23 protein-coding genes, 1 tRNA gene and 1 pseudogene are annotated in these 24,303 nt (G+C 55.9%); 13 read left to right on the top strand and 12 right to left on the bottom strand.

Going from position 1 to position 24,303, the window contains the following annotated elements:
• Positions 1-188: 188 nt before the first annotated feature.
• The 4 genes from ACR0IO_RS05985 to ACR0IO_RS05970 all read right to left on the bottom strand — a co-directional run bounded on the left by ACR0IO_RS05985 (position 189) and on the right by ACR0IO_RS05970 (position 5,465).
• The gene (locus tag ACR0IO_RS05985; RefSeq protein WP_480740102.1) at positions 189-755 is read right to left on the bottom strand and encodes a sarcosine oxidase subunit gamma; all 567 of its coding nucleotides are present in this window, start codon (positions 753-755) and stop codon (positions 189-191) included.
• Positions 748-3,762, bottom strand: a complete 3,015-nt coding sequence (locus ACR0IO_RS05980; protein WP_480740100.1) for a sarcosine oxidase subunit alpha family protein — start codon at positions 3,760-3,762, stop codon at positions 748-750. The genes ACR0IO_RS05985 and ACR0IO_RS05980 overlap by 8 nt, the downstream gene beginning before the upstream one ends.
• A 43-nt stretch (positions 3,763-3,805) precedes the next feature.
• Positions 3,806-4,135: a sarcosine oxidase subunit delta gene (locus tag ACR0IO_RS05975; RefSeq protein WP_155151273.1), complete on the bottom strand. Its 330-nt coding sequence runs from the start codon at positions 4,133-4,135 to the stop codon at positions 3,806-3,808.
• Positions 4,136-4,220: 85 nt separating this feature from the next.
• A complete protein-coding gene (locus ACR0IO_RS05970) occupies positions 4,221-5,465 on the bottom strand; it encodes a sarcosine oxidase subunit beta family protein (protein WP_155151276.1) in 1,245 nt (414 codons plus the stop codon).
• A gap of 176 nt (positions 5,466-5,641) precedes the next feature.
• On the opposite strand from ACR0IO_RS05970, the gene ccmI reads away from it, so the two are divergent.
• The 3 genes from ccmI to ACR0IO_RS05955 are packed head-to-tail and all read left to right on the top strand — an operon-like array spanning position 5,642 to position 7,577.
• Positions 5,642-6,865 carry a c-type cytochrome biogenesis protein CcmI gene (gene ccmI / locus ACR0IO_RS05965; RefSeq protein WP_480740096.1) on the top strand — a complete coding sequence of 408 codons (1,224 nt, stop codon included), beginning with the start codon at positions 5,642-5,644 and terminating at the stop codon, positions 6,863-6,865.
• Entirely contained in the window at positions 6,862-7,326 is a 465-nt protein-coding gene (gene ruvX, locus ACR0IO_RS05960) for a Holliday junction resolvase RuvX (protein ID WP_155151282.1), read from the top strand. The genes ccmI and ruvX overlap by 4 nt, the downstream gene beginning before the upstream one ends.
• 17 nt (positions 7,327-7,343) lie before the next feature.
• Positions 7,344-7,577, top strand: a complete 234-nt coding sequence (locus ACR0IO_RS05955) for a DUF1289 domain-containing protein (RefSeq protein WP_155151285.1) — start codon at positions 7,344-7,346, stop codon at positions 7,575-7,577.
• Positions 7,578-8,188: 611 nt separating this feature from the next.
• On the opposite strand, the gene ACR0IO_RS05950 is transcribed toward ACR0IO_RS05955, so the two are convergent.
• The 5 genes from ACR0IO_RS05950 to ACR0IO_RS05930 form a co-directional block, all read right to left on the bottom strand.
• Complete coding sequence (locus tag ACR0IO_RS05950) at positions 8,189-8,917, bottom strand: SpoIIAA family protein (RefSeq protein ID WP_155151288.1); 729 nt, start codon at positions 8,915-8,917, stop codon at positions 8,189-8,191.
• Between the two features lie 36 nt (positions 8,918-8,953).
• Positions 8,954-9,739, bottom strand: coding sequence for a hypothetical protein (locus ACR0IO_RS05945; protein WP_480740845.1), 786 nt, complete (start codon positions 9,737-9,739; stop codon positions 8,954-8,956).
• Positions 9,733-10,557, bottom strand: coding sequence for a sulfite exporter TauE/SafE family protein (locus ACR0IO_RS05940; protein WP_480740091.1), 825 nt, complete (start codon positions 10,555-10,557; stop codon positions 9,733-9,735). The genes ACR0IO_RS05945 and ACR0IO_RS05940 overlap by 7 nt, the downstream gene beginning before the upstream one ends.
• A gap of 29 nt (positions 10,558-10,586) precedes the next feature.
• Positions 10,587-11,609, bottom strand: a complete 1,023-nt coding sequence (dusA, locus tag ACR0IO_RS05935) for a tRNA dihydrouridine(20/20a) synthase DusA (RefSeq protein ID WP_480740089.1) — start codon at positions 11,607-11,609, stop codon at positions 10,587-10,589.
• A 296-nt stretch (positions 11,610-11,905) separates the two neighbouring features.
• A tRNA-Leu gene (locus ACR0IO_RS05930) sits at positions 11,906-11,992 on the bottom strand.
• 143 nt (positions 11,993-12,135) lie between these two features.
• On the opposite strand from ACR0IO_RS05930, the gene ACR0IO_RS05925 reads away from it, so the two are divergent.
• Positions 12,136-12,795 carry a DsbA family oxidoreductase gene (locus ACR0IO_RS05925; RefSeq protein ID WP_480740087.1) on the top strand — a complete coding sequence of 220 codons (660 nt, stop codon included), beginning with the start codon at positions 12,136-12,138 and terminating at the stop codon, positions 12,793-12,795.
• A 3-nt stretch (positions 12,796-12,798) separates the two neighbouring features.
• Positions 12,799-13,491: pseudogene (gene lipB, locus ACR0IO_RS05920) on the top strand (lipoyl(octanoyl) transferase LipB); the annotation flags it as partial.
• Between the two features lie 306 nt (positions 13,492-13,797).
• Here the strand turns inward: lipB and ACR0IO_RS05915 are convergent.
• Positions 13,798-14,742: a cation diffusion facilitator family transporter gene (locus ACR0IO_RS05915; protein ID WP_480740085.1), complete on the bottom strand. Its 945-nt coding sequence runs from the start codon at positions 14,740-14,742 to the stop codon at positions 13,798-13,800.
• Positions 14,743-14,822: 80 nt separating this feature from the next.
• On the opposite strand from ACR0IO_RS05915, the gene ACR0IO_RS05910 reads away from it, so the two are divergent.
• A complete protein-coding gene (locus tag ACR0IO_RS05910) occupies positions 14,823-15,236 on the top strand; it encodes a MerR family transcriptional regulator (protein WP_480740083.1) in 414 nt (137 codons plus the stop codon).
• A gap of 13 nt (positions 15,237-15,249) precedes the next feature.
• Here ACR0IO_RS05910 and ACR0IO_RS05905 read toward each other — a convergent pair whose 3' ends face one another.
• Positions 15,250-15,666 (bottom strand): HIT family protein, encoded by a 417-nt coding sequence (locus tag ACR0IO_RS05905; RefSeq protein WP_480740081.1) that lies wholly within the window; start codon positions 15,664-15,666, stop codon positions 15,250-15,252.
• Positions 15,667-15,856: 190 nt separating this feature from the next.
• On the opposite strand from ACR0IO_RS05905, the gene ACR0IO_RS05900 reads away from it, so the two are divergent.
• The 6 genes from ACR0IO_RS05900 (at position 15,857) to ACR0IO_RS05875 (ending at position 22,390) form a co-directional block, all read left to right on the top strand.
• Positions 15,857-16,795 carry a helix-turn-helix domain-containing protein gene (locus ACR0IO_RS05900; protein ID WP_480740079.1) on the top strand — a complete coding sequence of 313 codons (939 nt, stop codon included), beginning with the start codon at positions 15,857-15,859 and terminating at the stop codon, positions 16,793-16,795.
• A gap of 117 nt (positions 16,796-16,912) precedes the next feature.
• Positions 16,913-18,103 carry a sterol desaturase family protein gene (locus tag ACR0IO_RS05895; protein WP_480740078.1) on the top strand — a complete coding sequence of 397 codons (1,191 nt, stop codon included), beginning with the start codon at positions 16,913-16,915 and terminating at the stop codon, positions 18,101-18,103.
• 162 nt (positions 18,104-18,265) lie between these two features.
• On the top strand, positions 18,266-19,924 hold the full coding sequence (ctaD, locus tag ACR0IO_RS05890; protein ID WP_155151342.1) for a cytochrome c oxidase subunit I: 1,659 nt from the start codon (positions 18,266-18,268) through the stop codon (positions 19,922-19,924).
• Positions 19,925-20,132: 208 nt separating this feature from the next.
• Positions 20,133-21,161 carry a bestrophin family protein gene (locus tag ACR0IO_RS05885; RefSeq protein WP_480740076.1) on the top strand — a complete coding sequence of 343 codons (1,029 nt, stop codon included), beginning with the start codon at positions 20,133-20,135 and terminating at the stop codon, positions 21,159-21,161.
• Positions 21,162-21,254: 93 nt separating this feature from the next.
• On the top strand, positions 21,255-21,854 hold the full coding sequence (locus ACR0IO_RS05880) for a DsbA family protein (RefSeq protein ID WP_480740074.1): 600 nt from the start codon (positions 21,255-21,257) through the stop codon (positions 21,852-21,854).
• Positions 21,855-21,898: 44 nt separating this feature from the next.
• A complete protein-coding gene (locus ACR0IO_RS05875; protein ID WP_480740072.1) occupies positions 21,899-22,390 on the top strand; it encodes a DUF2244 domain-containing protein in 492 nt (163 codons plus the stop codon).
• A gap of 19 nt (positions 22,391-22,409) precedes the next feature.
• Here the strand turns inward: ACR0IO_RS05875 and ACR0IO_RS05870 are convergent, their stop codons facing one another.
• Positions 22,410-22,895: a GatB/YqeY domain-containing protein gene (locus ACR0IO_RS05870; RefSeq protein ID WP_155151353.1), complete on the bottom strand. Its 486-nt coding sequence runs from the start codon at positions 22,893-22,895 to the stop codon at positions 22,410-22,412.
• Between the two features lie 183 nt (positions 22,896-23,078).
• Between ACR0IO_RS05870 and carA the strand changes: the two genes are divergently transcribed.
• The gene (gene carA, locus ACR0IO_RS05865) at positions 23,079-24,245 is read left to right on the top strand and encodes a glutamine-hydrolyzing carbamoyl-phosphate synthase small subunit (protein ID WP_480740070.1); all 1,167 of its coding nucleotides are present in this window, start codon (positions 23,079-23,081) and stop codon (positions 24,243-24,245) included.
• The last annotated feature ends 58 nt before the right edge of the window (positions 24,246-24,303 follow it).

Below are 24,303 nucleotides of genomic sequence, written 5' to 3'. Positions count from 1 at the left end.
ATTTCCGATCAAACTGCGAAAGCACCGGCAAACACAAAAACTTAGACCTCATCAACTTATCAATGTCACTTTGTGAACTTCCAAACTCATAGCTGAAGACCAAATAGATATGCAATATCAAAACTAAATGTGCCATCCTGCAACAGCAGGATGGCACAATTTGTTCGCAGTTATCAAAAACTGTGAGGTCAGTAGACACCGACCTCACTGCCGGGCTGTGCTGCAACCTTGAGCAGTTTGAATACATAGTCTGCTGCCGAACGGAAACACACCACGCGGAAAGTCTCGGCGTCATCCATCCAGAACGCCCCAGCTACCTGAGCTAAACGTGAACGGCGGATCTGCCCGGGCTGGAAGGTTTCGGCCGACAGTTCGACCGGCGCCAGCTTGCCCAGAACCTCGCGCGCACTTCCACCCGAGATACGGAACACCGCACGCGCGTCTGAAACGTTGACCGCAAGTGCATGTGTCCCGCTAAGAGCATTGGTCATCGCTGCCAGTTTGGCCTCAACCTCGGCATATGGCACCAGCACAAGCAACTCATCGGTCGACATCCAGCAAACGCCGGTATCTCCATCCACGAAGACTTCGCGCTGACCGGGAACCTTCTGCCCTGTCGCATCTTTGACTGCCTTGATCAGAACCTTGTCTGAAAGATCACCACGCAAGGTGATCATACCCTGCAGGCCGCACTCCTCGACCTTGGCAATGCCATCATAGCTGGCGTGGTTCAATGCGCTGATGGGTTCAGACATTCTGCTTCTCCCCGTCCTTGTCAAAGAAGATCGGGTCTACGATCTTGGCTTTGTAGATTTTGTCGTCTGTACCCGGGAACTCGACGATTTCACCCATGCGATCCGGACCATGTTTGATCAGACCCATGGCAATTCCCTTGCCCAGATTGGCCGAGTAATAGGTCGAGGTTACACGCCCGATCATATTGCGCTGACCGTTGGCGTTTACCCCCTCACCCACTGCGTAGGCCCCATCAGGGATTACAGAACCATCCACAGTCTCGAGACCGACCAGTTTCCAGCGGTCGGGATCGATCATATGCTCGCGCTCTTGCGCACGCTTACCGAGGAAGTCCTCTTTCTTTTTCGAGATCGCCCAGTGCAGCCCCAGATCCTGCGGGATCACGGTGCCATCGGTTTCATCCCCGATCATGATAAAGCCCTTCTCGGCCCGCAGGATGTGCAGGCATTCGGTGCCGTAAGGCATCACACCGAATTCCTTGCCTGCGTCCATCAAGGCATCCCAGAACGCCTGACCCTGGCTGGCGGGGACGGCGATCTCATAAGAGAGCTCACCTGAGAACGAGATGCGGTAGGCGCGGCAATCAAACTCGCCAATCTTGCCGTCACGCCACTCCATGAACGGCAACGCCTCTTTGCTGACATCCATGCCGCCCAGCTTCTCCAACACCTTGCGGGCGTTGGGGCCGACAACGGCGACCTGCGCATATTGCTCGGTCACGTTGGCAACGTAGACTTTCCAGTCCCACCATTCGGTCTGCAGCCACTCTTCCATATGGCCATGGATACGTTCCGCTCCACCGGTGGTCGTGTGGCAAAGCCATGTATCCTCATCGATACGCGCAACAACGCCGTCGTCGATCAGGAAACCGTTTTCTGAACACATCAGGCCATAGCGGCATTTGCCAACCTTCAATGTGGACATCATGTTGGTGTACATCATGTCCAGGAACTTGCCGGCATCAGGGCCTTTGACGATCAGTTTACCAAGCGTCGAGGCGTCCAGCAGGCCAAGGTTGTCGCGGGTGTTCTTCACCTCACGGTTCACCGCGTCATGCACAGTCTCTCCGGGGCGCACATAGGCGTAGGTCCGGCGCCAGTGGCCGACCGGCTCCCAATCGGCGCCATTCTTGTCGTGCCAGTTGTGCATCGGTGTTTGACGGATCGGCTGGAAGACATCGCCACGAGCCTCACCGCCAATCGCACCCATCGAAATGGGGGTGTAAGGCGGACGGAAAGTGGTGGTTCCGACCTGAGGAATCTCAGAATTCAACGAGTCAGCCAGGATCGCCAGGCCGTTGATATTGCTGAGTTTACCCTGATCCGTTGCCATGCCCAGCGTTGTGTAGCGCTTGGTATGCTCAACGCTTTCATAACCTTCACGCGCAGCCAGTTGAACGTCGGACACTTTGACGTCGTTCTGGAAGTCGAGCCAGGACTTCATGCGCAGCTGAATTTCAGCATTCGCCGGCATCAGCCAGACTGCTTCCATCGCAGCCTCGTCTGTCGTCGCTCCCTCTGGTGCCTTGGTGTTTTTGGGTTTGAAGCCTGCAGCCTTGGCTGCCGCTTTACCAGCAGCATGCGCATCGGTCAGAACGTCGCCCAAGCCCAGCGGCCCGTTGGAGGTACCGGCCGCCAGAACAAACCCTTCTCCGTTGGCGCCCAGTGGCGGACGATCCGGATCAGGACGGAAATGCGCATTCGCTTCATCCCAGATCAGTTTGCCACCGCAGTGAGACCACATGTGAACGACCGGAGACCAGCCGCCCGACATGGCGACGGCATCACATTCGACCTCTTCCCGGGCACCACCGATGCCTTCCTGATTGCAGATCGCAACCTTCTTAACGCGCTTGCCACCTTTGACCTTGGCAATCGCCTTACCGGGATCAACACGAATGCCAAGCTGGCGTGCTTCCTCAGCCAATGGTCCTGCTGCAGCACGGGCATCAACGACACGCAGGACGTCAACACCGGCCTGTTTCAGGATGATTGCGGTACGATAGGCATCATCGTTGTTGGTGGCGACGATCACGCGGTCACCCGGGGTCACACCCCAGTTCACGACATAGTCGCGCATGGCCGAGGCCAGCATGACACCCGGCACGTCGTTACCAGCAAAGGACAGCGGGCGTTCAATTGCACCGGTCGCAGTCACGACCTGTTTGGCGCGGATGCGCCACAGGCGATGACGAGGACCTTGTGTACCCGGTTTATGATCCGTCAGACGCTCGTAACCCAGTACATAACCATGGTCATAGACTCCTGCCCCCATGCAGCGCGACCGCATGGTGACGTTTTCCATTGTTTCGAGTTCGGAAACCAATTGTTCCACGAACTTATCCACAGGTTCGCCGTTGATGGTTCCACCATCAACCGGGGCGCGACCACCCCAATGCGCGGTCTGCTCAATCAGCATGACCTTCGCGCCGGATTGCGCTGCAGACTTAGCCGCCTGAAGACCAGCGACACCGCCACCGATCACCAGAACATCGGTGAAGGCGTAGAAGTGCTCATAGGTGTCGGCATCGCGTGTCTCTTTGTCCGGTGCCTTGCCCAGACCGGCGGACTGACGAATGAACGGCTCATAGACGTGCTTCCAAAACGGTTTGGGGTGGATGAACGTCTTGTAGTAGAAACCAGCCGGCAGGAACCGGGCCAGCGCGGTGTTCACAGCGCCGATGTCGAATTCGAGGTTCGGCCAGTGGTTCTGTGAAATTGCGGTCAGGCCATTGAACAGTTCAGTGGTTGTGGCGCGCTGGTTCGGTTCGAACCGGCTGCCCTGCCCCAGACCAACCAAGGCGTTCGGCTCTTCCGCGCCGCTGGCGACAACGCCACGCGGACGGTGGTATTTGAACGACCGGCCCATCATCATCTGATCATTGGCCAGCAAGGCCGAGGCAAGCGTGTCGCCCTCATAGCCCTGCATTGAGGTGCCGTTGAAGGTAAAGGTGACCTGTTTCGACCGGTCAATCAGCCGGCCTTGTTTTGCGAGACGGGTGCTCATGTTGCGGACCTTTCGCAGGCGGAATTACAAATGGCGAAGCGGATCATTCAAAGTCTCTCCACTTCCAGCCGGGGCGCTTGGCCGAAATGGCTTCGCGAATTTCCTTTGGTGGCTCAGTAGTCTGAGCGGAATACGTTCCGAATACTTCAAGCGTGTTTGTGCAGCGCGCAGCGTGAAACCACTTGCCGCAGCCATTTGCATGGCGCCAGCGTTCAAAATGAACACCTTTCGGGTTTTCACGCATGAACAGGTAGTCGTGGAAATCACCATCCGACGACCCGGGGCCAAAGCGCTTCAGATGCGCTTCACCGCCAGCGGCCAGTTCCGACTCTTCAGCATCCACGCCGCAATACGGGCAATTGAGGATCAGCATATGTTCATCCTTTCGGCGGTAGGTCAGCGACAACGCCGACCTGAAATCTATCGTTTGACACAGTCAGGACCAGTTCAACCGGACCTTAGTGCGCCACCCCGGCTGCAACGCTTTCGTCGATAAAGCGACCTTCTTTGAAACGCTCCAGCGAGAAGGCTTCGGTCAGCGGCGAGTGGCCCGTAGCCATAAGCTGCGCCATACCCCAACCAGAGCCAGGGATCGACTTGAAGCCACCGGTACCCCAACCGCAGTTGATGAAGCAGCCACCCAAAGGCGTTTTCGACAGGATCGGAGACCGGTCACCGGTCATATCCACGATGCCACCCCACTGGCGCAGCATCTTCAGACGCGAGATCATCGGGAAAGTTTCGACCAGCGCTCGGACGGTCTCCTCGATGTGATGGAAAGACCCGCGCTGAGTGTAGTTGTTGAACCCGTCGGTACCGCCGCCGATCACCATCTCACCCTTGTCAGACTGCGACATGTAACCGTGCACGGTGTTGGCCATTACGACCACGTCCATGCAGGGTTTGATCGGTTCAGACACCAATGCCTGCAGAGCGAGAGACTCTACCGGCAGACGGAAGCCTGCCATCTCGGCCAACTGACCGGAATGGCCCGCAACCACGATGCCCAGCTTGTCACACTCGATCGCGCCTTTGGTGGTTTCGACACCTGTTACGCGTCCGTTTTCCTGACGGACGCCGGTAACTTCGCATTTCTGGATGATATCCATGCCCATGTTCGAGCAGGCACGTGCATAACCCCAGGCCACAGCATCGTGACGTGCGGTGCCACCACGTTCCTGCCACAGCGCTCCAAGAACGGGATAACGCGGACCGTGGATATTGATGATTGGCACCAGTTCCTTCACGCGCTCGGGACCGATCCATTCGGTCTTTACGCCCTGCAGCGCGTTGGCATGGGCCGTACGCTGATACCCGCGGATTTCGTGCTGGGTCTGGGCCAGCATCATAACGCCGCGCGGACTGAACATAACGTTGTAGTTCAGGTCCTGGCTCAGGTCTTCATATAGGCCACGCGCCTTTTCGTAGATCGCGGCGGATGGATCCTGAAGATAGTTCGAGCGGATAATGGTCGTGTTCCGACCAGTGTTACCACCGCCCAGCCATCCTTTTTCGATTACTGCAACATTCTGGATGCCATAGTTCTTGCCCAGGTAATACGCGGTCGCCAGACCGTGACCACCAGCGCCTACGATGATGACGTCATAGCGCTTTTTAGGCTCGGGCGAACGCCAGGCGCGTTCCCACCCGGTGTGATAACGCAGCGCCTCACGCGCTACAGCAAAGGCTGAATAGTGTCTCATGTGCGAATCCGTCAGGTCTCGTGATTGGGCGCAGATATGCATTGTGAGGGCAGAATACCCCTGCCGCACAACGCCGCAATATAGTGCTATTGCGACATGTGCACCATTCGCGGCCATTTGTCCCTTTTTTTGAGGGGCTCACAGGTCTAAGTCAGGGCAACGAATTCGGAGATAATATGCCATTCACGGTCCTGACTATTCTGGCCGCGCTGCTGATCGCAGCATTTTTGGGTTACACGATGCTTCGGGGACGTCGCAGCGATGAGCCAACTGCGGCCTATGACCTGCGCGTTTATCGCGAACAACTGGCAGGCGTGGACCGCGATCTGGCGCGCGGCGTCATCGGGCAGGCAGATGCAGAACGTGTTCGGACCGAAATTTCGCGCCGCATACTTGCCGCTGATGCACAGATGCGGGGTGAGAAGGCTCAGGCTGGCCCATCCAGCGTGACGTCCGCAGTTGCTGTGATCGCAGTTGCACTTGTTCTGATTGGTGGCGCATGGTTCATGTATCATCGCATCGGCGCAGCAGGTTTTCCCGATATGCCGCTCTCGGAACGGTTGGAATTGGCCGAGGAACTGCGCGTGAACCGCCCAAGCCAGGCCGCTGCCGAAGAGCAGACGACGCCGGTTCAGCCCCCCAAACTGGAAGAGAGCTATGCGCAACTCTTGCAAAAACTGCGCGACACGGTTGCCCAGCGCCCCGATGACCTGCAGGGGCATATCCTGCTGGCACAGCACGAGACCAACGCAGGCAACTTCAAGGCAGGATACGAAGCCCAACGTCGGGTGATAGAATTGTCCGGCCCCGAGGCGTCAGCCGAGGCCTATTCAAACCTGGCTGAAATGATGATTCTTGCAGCAGGCGGATATGTTTCGCCCGAGGCCGAGGAAGCCTTGCGCCAAGCGCTTGAGCGTAGCCCCGACCTTGGCCCTGCCCGATACTACTGGGGACAGATGCTGGCCCAGACGGGACGCCCCGATATAGCTTATCGCGTCTGGCTGGATACCTTGCGATCTGCCCCCGCCGGGGCGCCTTGGGCGGATGCGATCCGGTCTCAAATGGACGATCTCGCCTTCCGCGCTGGCGTCTTCAATCCACCTCAACTGCCTGTGGCTTCACCTGGCCCAACCCAAGAAGACATGGAGGCCGCGGCAGAACTGACAGCCGAAGAACGTCAGGACATGATCAGAGGTATGGTCAATCAGCTGTCCGATCGGCTTGCGACCGAAGGTGGGTCGCCTGAAGAATGGGCGCGTCTGATTGCTGCACTTGGTGTGCTAGGTGATAAGGAACGCGCAATCGGAATTCGGGATGAAGCGCTAAGCGTTTTCGCAGGAAACGACAACGCGCTGCAGATGATAGCTGCCGCTGCACAACAGGCCGGGATTGCCCAATGATTCACGATGCATTCGAAGATTTTGCTGCCGACCTGCAGCCGATGACGGCGCTGATGGGCCTGGATCTCGGTGAAAAGACCATTGGCGTCGCCGTATCGGACCGTATGCGTGGAGTCGCCAGTCCACTGGAAACAGTTCGGCGTAAGAAATTTACGCTGGATTCTGCACGCCTTATGGAAATCGTCACTGATCGCGAGATTGGAGGAATCCTGCTTGGCTTGCCCAAAAACATGGATGGAACCGAGGGCCCCCGCTGTCAGTCCACACGTGCTTTTGCGCGAAATCTGTCTCGTCTGACCGAATTGCCCATCGGTTTCTGGGACGAACGGCTCAGCACGGTTGCGGCAGAAAAGGCACTGCTTGAGGCGGATACGACACGAAAACGTCGCGGACAGGTTATCGATCATGTCGCGGCAGGTTATATCCTGCAGGGAGCCTTGGACAGGCTGCGCTTTCTGTAACGGGTCGGAGACCTCTGATGACTAATATGGTTTGGAAAAGGAACGAGGTTGAAAGCCCTTGTGTCCAGATCTGTGTCGTTCATCCGACCGAACGCATCTGCACCGGCTGCTATCGCACCATTGATGAAATCACACGATGGTCGAAAATGGACAGCAACGAACGCGCCGAAATCATGCAGGATCTGCCCGAACGTAAGCCCAGACTGGCAAAACGTCGTGGTGGCCGTGCAGCGCGGTTGGAGCGCAGTTAATCCGCCCCCGGATTGCACGAAACAACGGCACCTTAGTTATTCCCTCTCTGGGCCGCCTGCTGCTGGGTTTTCCAACTCGGCTTGGAAGATCTTTGAAATCTCCGAGCGATTGGTCGCTGGTTTCTCAGTGGCCCGCTGCAGTGTTTTTCGCACTCCGAGTGGAACAGGGGTGCTCATGTCTTTGATCAGAAATTTGTACTTCAATCTTTCGAGCAATCGCATCTGGGTGTTCCAATACCTGTGATACCTGTGCCGCTGCGGATCCGATCCGAACTCCGAGGGGGAGAGCTCGAGGACTTCAAGTGAGTGAGTGGAGACCCGCAGCGACGCGGTGCCAATACAAAAAAAGGATGCAGGGATTAGGGGGAAAATCCGGGTAATCTACATCATTTTTTTACCGAATGATAAAAAATCATTCGAAACTCAACATTTATTCGCAACCACATTGGCACCCGAGCGCGTTTACGACGCAACGTCACCGAGCGTTTAGTATCTCAAAGGCGTAGTTTCAGCTGTTCGCACGAGGTCTGACACCAAACCGTTTGAGCATCCCCATGCCTGCGCAGCACAACAATATATGGCGGAGGAAACCGATTCCTCCGCCAGCACACCTATCCTGCAGCCAACCAGGATTTGGCATTCTCATATTCATCTGAGGGGAAATACTGTGTCCGCGTGCCCAGTACGTGGCTTGCCAAACGCTGCGCCATATGTTGCCACGCTTTGTCTCCGACAATAGCTGCGCGGTCGAGTAGCCCGATATGTCCACGCGCCAGTCGGAAGTGCGCCGCCATCGCTGTCAGACCCTGCCAGCCGTCAAACTCACGCAAATCAATCAACAGCCTAAACCCGTCGCGATCGCGCAGCTTGTCATCCAGATCACGTTCGGCCTGCTTGTACTCTTCCGGGTCAAGCTTTCCCATCAGGCTGACCTGAACACAGGGGCCACCCAGATCAATGACATGGATCGCGCCAAGGGATTCACGAATCCAGCGCCGGGCGGTTTCGACTTCGGTCATTTCAAACACATGCACGGGACATGGCAAAATCGGTGCCGCCAGTCGAATACTGGTTTGCACCCACCCCTGATCTGCCACCACCGCGATCCGGTCAAAGCCGCGCCAATGGCTGAGGCCCAGCTTGGTGTCCGACCAAGCGGCACCCAGATCGTATCCCTTGAACTCGGGTGACACGATCGCCAACAGACGAACCGAGTCGTGTTCAGCTAGCGCCGCCTCAATGGCCGGAACCAGTGTGGTGGCATAATCTGCGCTTGTCACTTCCCCCGACAGCTCAACTTCGATCAGCGCGCCATCGGAATTCGTGTGGACCGTAATCATTGAACAAACCCTCCAAATCCTAAGAATGACAGGACGTTACGGGGATTCGATCCATTCCGCCACACCACCAGTGAACTCGGGCCGAAAATAGGCAATCATCCGTCCATCCGGTCCTGCGCTTGCATTTTCTCCCCAAGGTGCAACGCCGTGCAGACAATGGCGGTGCAGCAAATAGGCCTCGCCCGGCTTGGCCGGAAGTTCGATCCGAGGGCAGGTATCAAAAACCTCACGTCGCGCCGATTGATAGATTTCAGTTACGTCTGTGCATCCCAACTGCGCAGCGGGCACTCCGGCGACAGCACGTCTGAACGCCGCCCCCATGATCTTATGGCTCCCTTCCCACAGTACCATGGGAGAGGCATCAGCACTGGCCTCACTTAACGGGATACCCAATACCCAGGCGTGCGGCTCATCCACCTGACGTCGCCTGTTTGGCCCCATGGGTTTTAGTCCATCGACATGGGCCGCATCCCGATTGGCACGATAGCGCGCAGCAGCTTCACCCTCTCCTCGTCTCGGTCGCGGATAACCCGGATAGATGATCGAGACCTGCCCTTTGTGCAGATCAAGTCGTCCATAGTGACTCTCCACAAACTCGATCGCACTCCCGGACAAAGCAGCAGAGCCCGCCACCCTGCCCCGAGCGTCATTGTCCAATGCATCGACCCCGATGAACCAAGTACCCTCGCAATCATGCCACTCAGCATGTGCAGGATCAGACACCGATGTTTTTGCCGAAGGCAGAACCTGCTCTACCCAGTTTGATAGTACCGGGTCATGGGGGAATTTGATCCAACCCTTTTTGAGAAACTCGCTCACCAGCCCAGCGCCTTTCGCAACATGTTCAAAGCCACCAGCGTCAGGAACACCGCAAAAACCCGCTTGAGCGGTTTGGGGTCCATCGCATGTGCCAACTTAACACCCCACGGGGCGGTTATCATTGTCATCGCTACCACGATGCCAAACGCGATCAGGTTCACGGCTCCGATTGTCAACGGTGGACGATGTTCAGGAGCGATGTCCAGAAACAGAAAACCCAAAACCGAAGGGACCGCGATGATCACGCCAAAACCAGCGGCCGTGGCGACCGCGCGGTGGATCGGGGTGTTATACAGACTCATCAACGGCACACCGAAGCTGCCTCCGCCGATCCCCATCAGAACAGAGAGAAAACCAACCGAAGGGGACAGCGCAGCGCGCCGAAGACCTTTGGGCATAGCATCACCCAATCGCCATTCTGAGCGACCAAGCCCCAGATAAGCCCCGATCACCATTCCCAATATGCCAAACAAGGCCTGAAGCATTTCGGTATGCAGCGCTGATGCAACCAGAACCCCAAAAATCGCCCCGATCACAATTCCCGGACCCCAACTGCGCAGGATATCCCAGTCGACCGCACCCTTTTTGTTGTGGCTCATAACCGATCGGACCGACGTCACGATGATTGTCGCCAGCGAAGTCGCCAGACACATCTGCATCAACTGCGGCCCGCCATATCCTAGCGTCTGGAAGGCATAAAAAAAGGCGGGAACCAGAACAATACCACCTCCAACGCCAAGCAGTCCGGCCAGAACACCGGCCAAAGCCCCGATTGCAAGCAAAAGGCCCAGCATCTGGGCCAGCAACATCGTCTCGGGCATCATCCCCCCAATACCGGCTCAGGGCCGTATTAAACTGCTCTTTGCACCTGTTCCTGCGACATCACGCGATCAAGCGCCTGCAACAAAACCTCTGGTCCTGCATGATCCCGAACCGCACCCTCAGACAACATTCTGCGCCACGCACGTGCGCCGGGACGGCCCGCAAACAGGCCCAACATATGCCGGGTGATCTGGTGCAACCGACCACCGTCGGCAAGGTGTTGTTCGATATAGGGCACCATTTTTCCGACAACTTCAATCGGATCAGCAGCCTTCCCAGTCTGGAAAATCAACGGATCAGCCTTAGAGAGGATATTGGTCGGTTGATGATAAGCCGCACGGCCAATCATGACACCGTCTAGTCCCGCTTCCAAATGTTCGCGCGCCTGTTGCAATGAGGTGATGCCCCCATTGATCGAAACATGAAGATCAGGAAACGCAGACTTCATCCGATGTACCAGATCGTAGTCGAGTGGTGGAATGTCTCGATTTTCTTTTGGGCTTAGTCCCTGTAGCCAAGCTTTGCGTGCATGAATCGTCACCCTTTGGCACCCAGCCACCTGAATTCGTTCGAGGAATTCAGGCAAGACCTCTTCCGGCTCCTGCTCATCCACCCCGATCCGGCATTTGACCGTGACTTCGACATCGACTGCTTCGCGCATAGCCTCGACACACTCTGCCACTCGCCCAGAATCTTTCATGAGCACGGCACCAAAAGTCCCGGATTGCACCCGGTCCGAAGGACAACCGCAGTTCAGGTTTATCTCATCATACCCCGCATCAGCCCCCATCCTGGCCGCGTGCGCCAGTTCCTGCGGGTCCGAGCCCCCCAGTTGCAGCGCAACCGGATGCTCCTGAGGATGATACTCTAGCAAATGCAGCGCCCCACCCCGGACCAACGCCGGCGCGGTGACCATCTCAGTATAGAGCAACGTTTCCGAACTGAGCAGCCTGTGCAGATAGCGACAATGTCTATCCGTCCAGTCCATCATTGGAGCAACGCTCAATCGCGCACTCCGCCAAAGATTTGTTTTTACGTCAGGATTTGTCATCTTCAACTCTGGCGCGCTATTCGCAGGATGGTGTGGTTTTTCACTTTACTGTCGTCCCGAAGTACTCGTTGCACTGCAGGAAGCAAGTCGCTGATTACCAGCGAAACAACAGTACGATTGTCTCTCTCGCATATATGCCCATCAAAAGGGAAGTGGAACGGAGCAGCGCCGTGTGATCAATCAATAACAGCTCTGTTTGGTATCAGTCGCCTCCAAACCAATTGCGATGGTCCGAAGCCCTTCAAAGTCTGGGATTTGAGCCGGCAACTAATCCGTGGTCACACTTCTGGATCAGTTGGTGCGGTCGAGAAGACTCGAACTTCCACGGGAGTTACCCCACAGCGACCTCAACGCTGCGCGTCTACCAATTCCGCCACGACCGCACTGTTTGTGACTTGGTAGAGCGGCGTATAGACGTTGAACGCAGGGATGTGAAGAGGCAAAAACACACAGGTTTGAAATCCCCGACACAACCCATATCTCTAGCCTCAATAGACTGCCACACCTACCCCTTCAGGAGTTCCAGATGACATCGCCCGATTCCCGTCCCGTAGTTCAGATCGACATCGTCTCGGACGTCGTGTGCCCGTGGTGTATCGTTGGATTTCGCCAGTTGGATCAGGCGTTACAGCAGCAAAATGTACTGGCTCAACTCAGATGGCACCCATTCGAGCTCAACCCCACCATGGGATCCGAAGGCCAGAACCTACGCGAACATATAATGGAGAAGTACGGTTCGACCGAAGAACAGAGCCAGCAAGCGCGCGATCGCCTGACCTCGCTCGGCTCGGAACTCGGATTCGATTTCAATTTCACGGACGAAAGCCGCATGGTGAATACCTTTGCTGCCCACCAATTGTTAGACTGGGCGGAAACGCAGGGACGACAGCATCCGTTGAAACTGGCCTTGTTCAAAGCGTATTTCAGCGACCAAAAGGATGTGTCGGACGTGGACGTACTGGCAAACGTTGTTGCCTCCGTTGGTTTGGACGAGGCCGCCGCCAAAGCAGTGCTTGAGTCGCAGGCCCATGCAGCCTCGGTCAGAGAGAAGCAACAGTTTTGGACCAGTCGCGGTATATCGGGCGTACCTTCAATGGTTTTTGGCGGAAAGTATCTGCTAACAGGTGCTCAGGGCACCGAGACCTACGCCCAAGTTCTGCAGCGATGCCTTGCCGAGGCCGCTTGACCCCTTTCGCAACCATCGCATGCGCGATATGAGCCGCCTATGGAATGGAAGATCTCTGACGGGCTGACCGATTATCAAGAGGCCGTTGCCTTCATGGAGGCGCGGGTGGCTGCGATTTCTGCGGGTGAGGCTGACGAATGCATCTGGCTGCTTGAACATCCCCCGCTGTACACCGCGGGCACTTCGGCGCGCCGAGAAGACTTAACCGATCCGGATCGCTTCCCCGTGTATGAAAGCAAGCGCGGTGGTGAATATACCTATCACGGCCCGGGCCAGCGCGTCGTCTATGTCATGCTCGACGTCGGCAAACGGGGGCACGACGTGCGCCGGTTCGTGAAGCAACTGGAAACCTGGGTGATCTCAGCTCTGGCGGAATTCAATGTCCAAGGTGAAATACGCGAAGGGCGCGTTGGCGTTTGGGTTCAGCGCAAAGACAAACCACTGACGGTTACCGGCCAACCCGCGGAAGACAAGATAGCCGCAATTGGTATCCGCCTGCGCAAGTGGGTCAGCTTTCATGGTATCTCAATTAACGTTGAACCCGATCTTGATCATTTCACAGGTATCGTGCCGTGTGGCATTCGGGAGTACGGTGTCACATCACTCGTCGATCTTGGGCTGCCATTGACCATGCCGGATCTGGACGTGGCATTGAGAAAGACGTTTTCAGAGATTTTCGACCCGGCAACGGCCTGAGAGTCTGACGTCAACGAATCGAATTTTGACGCTAGGTAAGCAACAGTGCCAAATCTGACGAGGCTCTGTTTCCCAAAATGCCCGAAGTTTTCCGAAAATTTACACGATTTAGTGTAAAATTTAGAGAAACTTCATCTGCCCTCAATACATCTGTCTCTGTTACGAGTAACATGAACCTACCGTTCTAGAGTGAGTGGTGTGTTAAACCGGTGATCCCGGGCTTGCCCGCGAAATCCGATAAGTGTTTGGTTACGAGTCTGCCGTTCCGACCCCATAATCGGAACGGCAATTCCTTTTTAAGACCCCTTAATCTTCCTGATGCCCGAACCGTAGCGAGCCAACACAGGCGCTTTCTGAACGTTCGACTTCGAGTGTGACATGTCCAATGGCGAAATCTTCACTCAGTGAGCGTTTTACTTCGCTACGGATTGCCTCTGCCCGATGCCAGGCCTCATCAGCGATAACCAGATGTGCAGTCAGCGCGGGCTGCCGTTCCTGCATGCTCCACAGGTGCACATGATGCACTTCGCTTACCCCATCTGTTTCTTCGATTGAGGTTGCGACCGTTTCGGGCTCCAGCTCAGGCGGTGCACCCAACATCAGCACGCGGACAGTTTCACCAATTTCAGATTTGACGTGCCAGAGGATGTAGACCGAAATCATGATGGTCACCGCGGGATCAACCCAGATCCAGTTGAACAGAATGACAGCTGTGCCCGCGATGATGACCGCAACCGAGCCCAAAGCATCAGCCACATTATGCAGGAAAGCAGCGCGTATGTTCATGCTCTCCTTGGCCATCGTGTAGGTCAGAACAGCGGTAATCACATCGACGATGAGCGCTATGGCGGCGATCCAGACAACGATCCAGCCATTGACGGGCTCGGGTTCAAAGAACCGCATTACCCCTTCGTACATCAGATAGACCGACAGAACGACAAGCGTTGTGTAGTTGACCAATGCCGCAACCACTTCGGCACGGCCATAGCCGAAACTCATTCGCGGGTCAGCAGGGCGACGGGCAATTTTGCGAGCAAAGAACGCAATGACCAGCGCGATCGCATCGGAAAGGTTGTGCAACGCATCTGCAATCAGCGCCAATGAGCCGGACAGGACCCCTCCAATAATCTGGGCAAGGGTCAGAAACATGTTCACAGCAATGGCCCATGCAACGCGCGCATCCCCTGCCGACGGATCGATGTGATTGTGCGAATGATGGCCATGCCCGGAATGCGAGTGTTGATGAGCCATGTTTTGTGCGTCCCTTGTTCTGGTTCGACACACAATGTAATTCCTCTAGTCACTAGAGGTTCAAGGGGACTTGGAAAAAAATGTTCTCAATTGGTGACTTGTCGCGCAAGACCGGAGTGAAAGTGCCAACGATCCGGTTCTATGAAGACAAGGGTTTGCTACAACGACCCGAGAGAACTGCGGGCAATCAAAGGCGCTATGACGAAACTGCCCTGAAGCGGTTGCAGTTCATCAAACACACACGTGATCTGGGCCTGCCGCTGACAGATATCGAAGCGCTGCTGTCGCTCGAAGGTGCAAAGGGCGCAGATCTGAACCGCGCCCATGACATTGCCGAAAGGCAACTGGCTGATCTGCGTGATCGGATCGCTCGTCTCAGCCGACTTGAAACTGAGTTGGCCCGTATCACCGCCGCCTGTGATGGCAGACACGATCATGTCTGCGAGGTAATGCATGCGTTCGGCGACCACGAAACCTGCTCGGGGTCGCACTGAACTGCTGCTCTGATCAACCCAGCGCTGCTTTGATCTTATCGGCTTGTGCGGCGATGACCTCGAAATCGCCCATGTTTCCGGGCGGGCGCATAGATACACCTTCGTAGCGCGGCAGAACGTGGAAATGCAGGTGAAACACTTCCTGCCCTCCGGCGGCCTCGTTGAACTGCTGGATAGTGACGCCATCAGCTTCAAAGGCCTTCATTGCCGCCTGCGACAGCTTTTGAACCGTCTTCATTACCGACGCCAGTTGCTCGGGCGATGCATCCAGGACATTGCGACACGGGGTTTTGGGGATCACCAGCAAATGTCCATCAGAACGTGGCATGATATCCATGAAGGCCAGCGTCTCGTCATCCTCGTAAACACGGGTCGACGGAATTTCCCCACGCAGGATTTTTGCAAAGATGTTTTCGGGATCATAGCTCATGTCGCACCTTCTTCGTTGCCGCTGTTCATGTTCTTGCGACCCATGCGGCAGAGGTCAAGCAAACATGTTCAACCGATTGATTTCTGACAACTGAAATTCAGATTCGACAAGACTTACCGTGCGCTGGCTGGCAATCTAGCCTGCAATGGAGGCCAACTGGATCATAATTTCCGACCTCATACTTCGTGGTATGGCAATCGGCGCAATGGTCGCGACCGCATTGGTCCTGATTTCGCGCTCGCGTTCGCGCGGCACATCTTCGGTGGCAGCGTTGGGATTGTGCACCGTTTGCTATCTGTTGATTTCAGCTCCCACGATCATGCCAAACGCTTTGCAACCCTTACTGGTCGCAGGCGCTACGCTTTTGCCGCTGGCGCTGACCTGGATGGCGACGATCCAGCTGACAGACGACGCATCTCAGCGCAGGCCCGTGTTAGTTCTGGCCCTGCTGACTGTCGTCACAGCCGCACTCATCCCATTTTGGCCTGCGATGACACTCATCCGCGGAATTTTGGCTATCGCCTTGTATCTGGGCCTCATCATCTTGGCCTTGGCAACTGACAGTGACGATCTGGTCATCGATCGCAGACGGTTCCGGCGCGGCTTTCTAGCAGCAATGGGCGCACTGGGGCTGATCGTCTCGGTGGTCGAAGCCAGCGGATTGGACGCCAACCTGCCCAATTGGATCTACCCACTGCAAGCCTCGGCCATCCTTGTACTGGCCCTGCTATTCGCGATTTGGGCGCTTGAGCCAGTTGCAGATGAACCCATCAAACGAACAGGGCTCAAATCAAGGGCCGACCTCACCGAGCGAGTTGAACAGGCCATGCGCCGCGGTATCTGGCAGCGCGAAGGACTGACCATTGGTGCTTTCGCTGAAGAACTTGGTGTTCCCGAGCATCAATTGCGTGCCACGATCAACGGCGAAATGGGACATCGCAATTTCTCGACCTTCATAAACGTTGCTCGGATAAAAGCTGCGAAGGCCCTTATGGACGATCCCTCTCGGGGTCGAACAACGATTCTTGAGATTGCTCACGAAGTGGGCTTTGCCTCGCTCGGTCCCTTCAACAAAGCGTTTCGCGCGCAGACAGGCTCCAGCCCCCGCGAGTATCGCAACCGCGACTGATCGTTTCTGAAAAAACAGGTTCATTTCGAAAATCTCTCACCGATTTCGCAATCGATGAGACCCTTGGCAATCCTGACCGCACCATTTTCAGCATCCTGACAACCAAGGAGAGCGAAAATGGCCGAGTTCCACCTGACCGACCTGATCATCGGCACCCTAACCCATGACACATTGCGTTACGCTTTTGGTGCCGGAGGGACATATCTGATCATCAACATGTGGTTGGCACGCAGGTTACGAAATCGAAAAATTCGCGAGCAAATCCCCAGATGGCCTCAAATCAGACGAGAGCTTCTGATCAGCGCCCGAACAATTCTGATCTTTGCCACGACCGGCATTCTCATCGGATTAGCCCACGCAACAGGTTTTGCACCCATTTACGATCAAATCGACGACTATGGTGTGGCCTATCTTATAGGTTCATTGCTCCTGATCATTATCGCCCATGACGCATGGTTCTATTGGACGCATCGCCTGCTTCATCACCGGCGCCTGTTCAGGCTTATGCATCGCACGCATCACCGATCACATAATCCCACGCCATTCACCTCTTATTCTTTCGACACCTCGGAAGCTGTCATCAATGCAGTCTTTCTGCCGATCTTTGTCGTGCTGATCCCAATGCATCCGCTGGCTTTGCTCGCCTTTGTCTTTCACATGATGCTACGCAATGCGCTGGGTCATTGCGGATACGAGGTCTTTCCGGCGCGTTCTGACGGGAAGCCCCTGTTCGACTGGCTGACCAGTGTGACCCATCACGATCTGCATCATGCCAACGGGCGCTACAACATGGGACTGTATTTCACATGGTGGGATCGGTTGATGGGTACCGAACACCCTCGCTACCATCAGGAGTTCGCAAGAGTCGCCCCTCGCCCCAGCGTACGACCCGGTGATATTATGCCAATCCTTCTGTTGTCTTGCATGTTCGTCCTGGCAAGCGCCTCGGCCAAGGCAGCCGAGTTGCGAGGAACGTATTCAGCTCCTTACCTCGGAGCTGTTGTCCGCTTCGAATCCTGCCCAAATGACTCCACACTAACTTGTGGTCGGCTGCTCTGGGGATGGGATGTGACCATCTGGCGACATATCCAACCCGGTGATCTGATGATTACGGGCCTCAAACCAGACACAGCCGGATGGTCCCAAGGGCGCTTGCAGCATCCTGAAACGGGATTGACCTTTCGCGGCGATATCCATCAGATGGCCGATGGTCGGCTGCGCCTCAGAGGATGCGCCGGACCGATCTGCGCAAGCCAGATCTGGGTCCCGCTCCGACAGCTCAAGAACACCCTCGCAGACCTTCAATAACACGGGATTCAGCCCGTCCCCTTCAAGAGGGTGCGGCTATTTATCTTGATCCAGATCAAACTCGGCCATTGAAGGTCACCCCTTCGCATTCTAAAACCAGCAGGAATCCCGCGCGCTGGAGAGGTCTGGCTGCGCGGTGCAGTTGCAACAGGAGGCACCTAAATGGCAGACGCAGCCATTCATGGTCACGAGCATGAAGACAATCGCGGTTTCTTTACCCGCTGGTTCATGTCGACCAACCACAAGGACATCGGGATTCTCTACCTGATCTTTTCGGCACTGGCCGGTCTGATCTCGGTTCTGATGACCGTCTACATGCGGCTCGAGCTGATGCACCCGGGCGTTCAGTACATGTGTCTGGAAGGCTTCATGGCCGACCCATGTACCCCTAACGGACACCTGTGGAACGTTATGATCACCTACCATGGTGTTCTGATGATGTTCTTCGTTGTCATCCCAGCCCTGTTCGGCGGATTTGGCAACTATTTCATGCCGTTGCAGATCGGCGCGCCGGATATGGCGTTCCCGCGGATGAACAACCTGTCCTTCTGGCTGTACGTCGCCGGTACCTCGCTGGGCGTGGCTTCGCTGCTGAGCCCCGGTGGTAACGACCAGCTTGGTTCGGGCGTGGGCTGGGTTCTGTACCCGCCGCTGTCGACGACCGAAGGCGGCATGTCCATGGACCTTGCGATCTTCGCCGTGCACGTATCGGGCGCCTCCTCGATCCTCGGCGCGATCAACATGATCACCACCTTCCTGAACATGCGTGCCCCGGGCATGACCCTGTTCAAGGTGCCGCTGTTCAGCTGGTCGATCTTCGTCACCTCGTGGCTGATTCTTCTGTCTCTGCCGGTTCTGGCAGGCGCGATCACCATGTTGCTGATGGATCGCAACTTTGGCTTCACCTTCTTTGATCCTGCCGGTGGCGGTGACCCGATCCTGTATCAGCACATCCTGTGGTTCTTCGGCCACCCGGAAGTGTACATCGTGATCCTGCCCGGCTTCGGCATCATCAGCCACGTAATCGCGACCTTCGCACGTAAGCCGATCTTCGGTTACCTTCCGATGGTTTGGGCGATCATCGCGATTGGTGTTCTGGGCTTCGTCGTTTGGGCGCACCACATGTACACCGTTGGCATGTCGCTGCGTCAGCAGGCCTACTTCATGCTGGCCACGATGGTCATTGCGGTTCCGACAGGCGTTAAGGTCTTCTCGTGGATCGCGACCATGTGGGGCGGATCGATCGAATTCAAGACACCGATGCTATTTGCCTTCGGATTCCTCTTCCTGTTCACCGTTGGCGGTGTAACCGGTGTGGTTCTCTCGCAGGCGGGTATCGACCGTGCCTATCACGACACCTACTACGTGGTTGCTCACTTCCACTACGTGATGTCACTGGGTGCCGTATTTGCGATCTTCGCGGGTATCTACTTCTACTTCGGCAAGATGACGGGTCGTCAATATTCGGAGTTCTGGGGCAAGGTTCACTTCTGGCTGTTCTTCATCGGCGCCAACCTGACCTTCTTCCCGCAACACTTCCTGGGTCGTCAGGGCATGCCCCGCCGCTATATCGACTACCCCGAAGCGTTCGCTCAGTGGAACTTTGTGTCGTCGATCGGTGCATTCGTCTCTTTCGCTTCGTTCCTGCTGTTCTTTGGTATCGTGATCTACGCCCTGCTGCGTGGCGCGCGGATCACCCAGAACAACTACTGGAATGAGTACGCGGATACGCTGGAATGGACCCTGCCCTCGCCGCCGCCCGAACACACGTTCGAGCAGCTGCCAAAGCAGGAAGACTGGGACAAAGGCCACGCGCACTGATCCGGTCAGAAGAAATCAGAAAGCCCCGCCCAGTGCGGGGCTTTTTTTTTGCGCAACGAAAGGGCAATCGGGGAATTTCCGTGACAACAAAACAGTGCTCGACTAATTTTCCTCAGTAAATCAATTACCTTTCGATTGTCAGGCGACTGGTGAATATCCAGACCTTGTCTGACACGTCCCGAGCCATTTAAGCAGAGGATAGTGCGCAATGCTTTTGCACGACGGCATCAAGTTTCAGCAAATGGTCAAGGGATCCATTGGCTTTATCTGCCTCGTTTTGGTCTGGATATTTCTCGTCGTGCTGGTTGACGAACTGACCCCCATCGAAGTCATCAACAACCCAAGTCCGCCGGTCACCATGCTGGGCCTCGCGGTCGCCTTCTTTCTGGGTTTCAAAAACACATCTGCCTACGCCCGCTGGATCGAAGCCCGAAGCGTCTGGGGCGACATCGTAAACGGAAGTCGCGATTGGGGGTACACCATAGGCAATCTTGTCCAGTCTGACGGCACTCCTCTCGATGCAAACATCCGACAAGATCTGATTGATCGGCATATCGCATGGCTGAACATGCTCGCATACCAGCTTCGGCAATCATCACCCAGCGGCCGGACACGTCGTCCCTGGCTGTTCGGCCATAAACCCATCTCAGACCGTGCTGACCTACATCAGAATCGGGACAGCTGGCGCGATTATCAAATCGCAACCGACCTGCCGCTGCTTGAAGGAAAGAACAACAAAGCTGCTTATCTCTTGTTCTTACAAAGCCAACAACTGGCAGCGTTGGCGAGCGAGAAGAAAATCGACTCCTACTGGCACATCGCGCTGCTCGAACGGATCGCACATTTTTCCACGTCGCAGGGCCGCAGTGAGCGCATCAAGAATACACCATTCCCCAGACAGGTTGCCGAGGTTGGCCGCATCTTCAGCTGGATATTCATTTTCCTGCTCCCTCTGGCGTTCAACGACGAACGTTCGTTTTTTGCCAGTGCGGATGCCCCCCTTCTTCAAACGGTGATTTCTGACTGGTTGACTTTCGCCCCGGTCGGAGCGTTGGTGTGCTGGATTTTCTTTGTAACCGAGCGGGTAAGTGCCTCGATGGAGGACCCGTTTGAAGGCGATGTAACAGATGTTCCGATTTCGACAATCTGCCGGAATATCGAGATCGACCTGCGCCAGATGATGGCCACGGACGAGGCGCCAGCCCCGCTCAAGCCAATAGACAAAGTACTGTTCTGATTCAGGTTTTACTGCTCAAAACAAAGGGATGATCGAAAAATCAGTCGATTTAGGGTATCCTGTGTCATGAAACTCTGAATCCGGAGCGTTCTGATGCCTGAAATCGACTTTTGGTTTTCCATTGGCAGTACTTACAGTTTCCTGACCGTGATGCGTCTGGATGAGTGGTGCCGCGAACACGAGACTACCGTCAACTGGCGTCCATTCAATGTGCGTACGGTGATGGCCGATCAGCAAAACACCCCTTTTGCGGGAAAGCCTATTAAATCAGCTTATATGTGGCGCGACATCGAACGCAGAGCAGCCAAGTATCACATCCATGCAAATCTACCGGCCCCCTACCCGATCTCAGATCTGGCGCTGTCCAATCAGGTCGCGCTGCTTGGCATGCGTGAAGGCTGGGGTAAGGACTTTACCCAAACGCTCTATCGCATCTGGTTCGAAGAAGGGATCGAAGCTGGCGGTGAGAACGCTGTGTCCGAGGCCCTGTTCCGATGCCAACAGGATCCCCGTCTGATGTTGTCGCGCGCGCGCAGCCCCGAGATCGAGGAAGCACTGGAATCTGAAACGGCGAAAGCAACAGATCTGGGCGTATTTGGTGCGCCCAGTTTCGTTGTGCGTGGTGAGGTGTTCTGGGGTGACGACCGCCTCGACGACGCATTCTCGTGGTCGCGTGTGGGCCATGTTGTTTAGCGAATCCCCATCGACTCCGGCTTTCATTGCGTTATTTCTTACCCATGCCCTACCGATGGAACCAAACCTCTGACACCGAACAGGAACTGCGCCTATGGCCGCATAATTCGCTGCCCCCGCGTGGTGCCATGATCGTTGTTCTGGCAGTATTTCTGTTCGGGCTCATCCCGTTGTTGGCGGTTCTGGGTTCCGTCCTGCTTTGGGGTCTGCTTCCGTTTCTGCTTCTGACGGTTTTGGGGCTGTGGCTGGCCTTCGAAATGAATTACCGGGCGCGAAGTATGTTCGAGGTGCTGACCTTGACCGGCACAAAGGCCCGGCTTGTGCATCACAGCCCGCGCTCAGGTCAGAAGGAATGGAGCTGTAACAGGTATTGGGCACGTCCCGAGATACACAAAAAAGGTGGGCCGGTACCAAACTATGTCACGCTGGTCGGCGACGGGCGAGAAGTAGAAATCGGCGCCTTCCTGTCAGAGGAAGAGCGTATCGCGCTATATGATGATCTGTTGAATCGATTGAAGGGACCTGCCGCAGCTTAGCCACGGCAGGTTCTGAAACCTAGCAGTTTCCGTTGGCAGAAGCGCAAAGATGGTCTTTGACCATCGGGCCAACTTTGCCGAAATCCATCTGGCCGGTGTAGCGCGATTTAAGCTCGCCCATTACCTTACCCATGTCACGGATCGACCCCGCACCAGTGGCAGTGATTGCTGTTTGGATGGCCTGCGCGACCTCATCATCGTCCAGCTGTTTGGGCAGGAATTCTTCGATGACCTCAACCTCGCGCAATTCACGTTCGGCCAAATCCAGGCGCCCGCCTTCTTCGTAGGTGCGTGCGCTTTCTTTTCTCTGCTTGATCATTTTTCCAAGAATTTCAAGAACATCCGAGTCCCCGCACCCCTTGGCTTCTTCGTTGTCCGACCCGCGCGTAGCGATGTCGCGGTCCTTGATTGCCGCATTGATCAACCGCAGCGTCGACAGACGCTCGGCTGCTTTGTCTTTCATTGCTTGCTTCAGGGCGGTGTTCACCCGTGATCGCATATCCATATGGTTTGTCCATCCCCATGGCAAAGGAACCCTGAACATATCTAAACAAAAAGCGTGATACAACAGCAGAGCAATATGGCTAAGTTATTGAAAAGTAACAATAGCCCAAAAATTGATCAGACTTGACCCAGCGGCCTAACCCCCTTAGGAATGCGCCGATTTACCCAGCAGGAGAGTCGCGCCATGGCACATACCGCCACGCCCAAGCCCACCGCATGTCTGGCACTGGCCGACGGAACCCTGTTTTATGGCATCGGTTTTGGGGCAACCGGCCAGACGGTGGCTGAACTCTGCTTCAACACCGCGATGACCGGGTATCAGGAAATCATGACTGATCCGTCTTACGCCGGGCAGATCGTGACCTTTACTTTCCCGCACATTGGCAACGTTGGTGTGAACCCCGAAGATGACGAGACCGGTGACCCTGTAGCAGCCGGGATGGTCGTCAAATGGGATCCAACCGAACCATCGAACTGGCGCTCTGCCGAAGAACTCAAAGGATGGTTGGCGCGGCGTGGTCGCATCGCAATCGGCGGCGTTGACACCCGCCGCCTGACACGGGCCATTCGTCAGCAGGGTGCTCCGCACGTTGCACTGGCCCACGATCCTGAAGGCAACTTCGATATTGAAGCCCTGGTTGCGGCTGCGCGCGGCTTTGCCGGTCTTGAAGGAATGGACTTGGCCAAGGATGTTACCTGCGCCCAAAGCTACCGCTGGGATGAAATGCGTTGGGCATGGCCTGATGGATACCAGCGTCAGGAAGCACCGGTGCACAAAGTTGTCGCGCTGGACTTCGGGGCCAAGCGCAATATCCTGCGCTGTCTCGCCTCAGCCGGATGTGATGTGACTGTGTTGCCCGCCTCGGCAACCGCGGCCGAAGTTCTGGCTCATGAGCCTGACGGGGTTTTCCTCTCCAACGGCCCTGGCGATCCAGCAGCCACAGGTGAATATGCAGTGCCAATGATCAAAGAGGTTCTGGATTCGACAGACCTTCCGGTCTTCGGCATTTGTCTGGGCCACCAGATGCTGGCCCTCGCCCTTGGTGGTCAGACCATCAAGATGAACCACGGACACCACGGTGCGAACCACCCGGTCAAAGACCTGGACACCGGCAAGGTTGAGATCACCTCGATGAACCACGGCTTTGCAGTTGACGCCGAGTCCCTGCCCGAAGGTGTGATCGAAACTCACCGCTCGCTTTTTGATGGCTCAAACTGTGGTATCCGCATGACCGACCGCCCTGTGTATTCGGTCCAGTATCACCCCGAAGCGTCGCCCGGCCCTCAGGACAGTTTCTATCTGTTCGAGCGTTTTGCAGCAGCCATGGCAGATCGCAAGGCACAAGCCTGATTGCTTCTGGTTGCCAGCGGGCGACCGTTAACTGCAAATTAACCGTGATTTAGCAACC

It is taken from the genome of Ruegeria sp. CE12 (assembly GCF_056537525.1).
The sequence above is the reverse complement of the archived record's forward strand: the minus strand, read 5'-3'. Positions and strand labels throughout refer to the sequence as shown.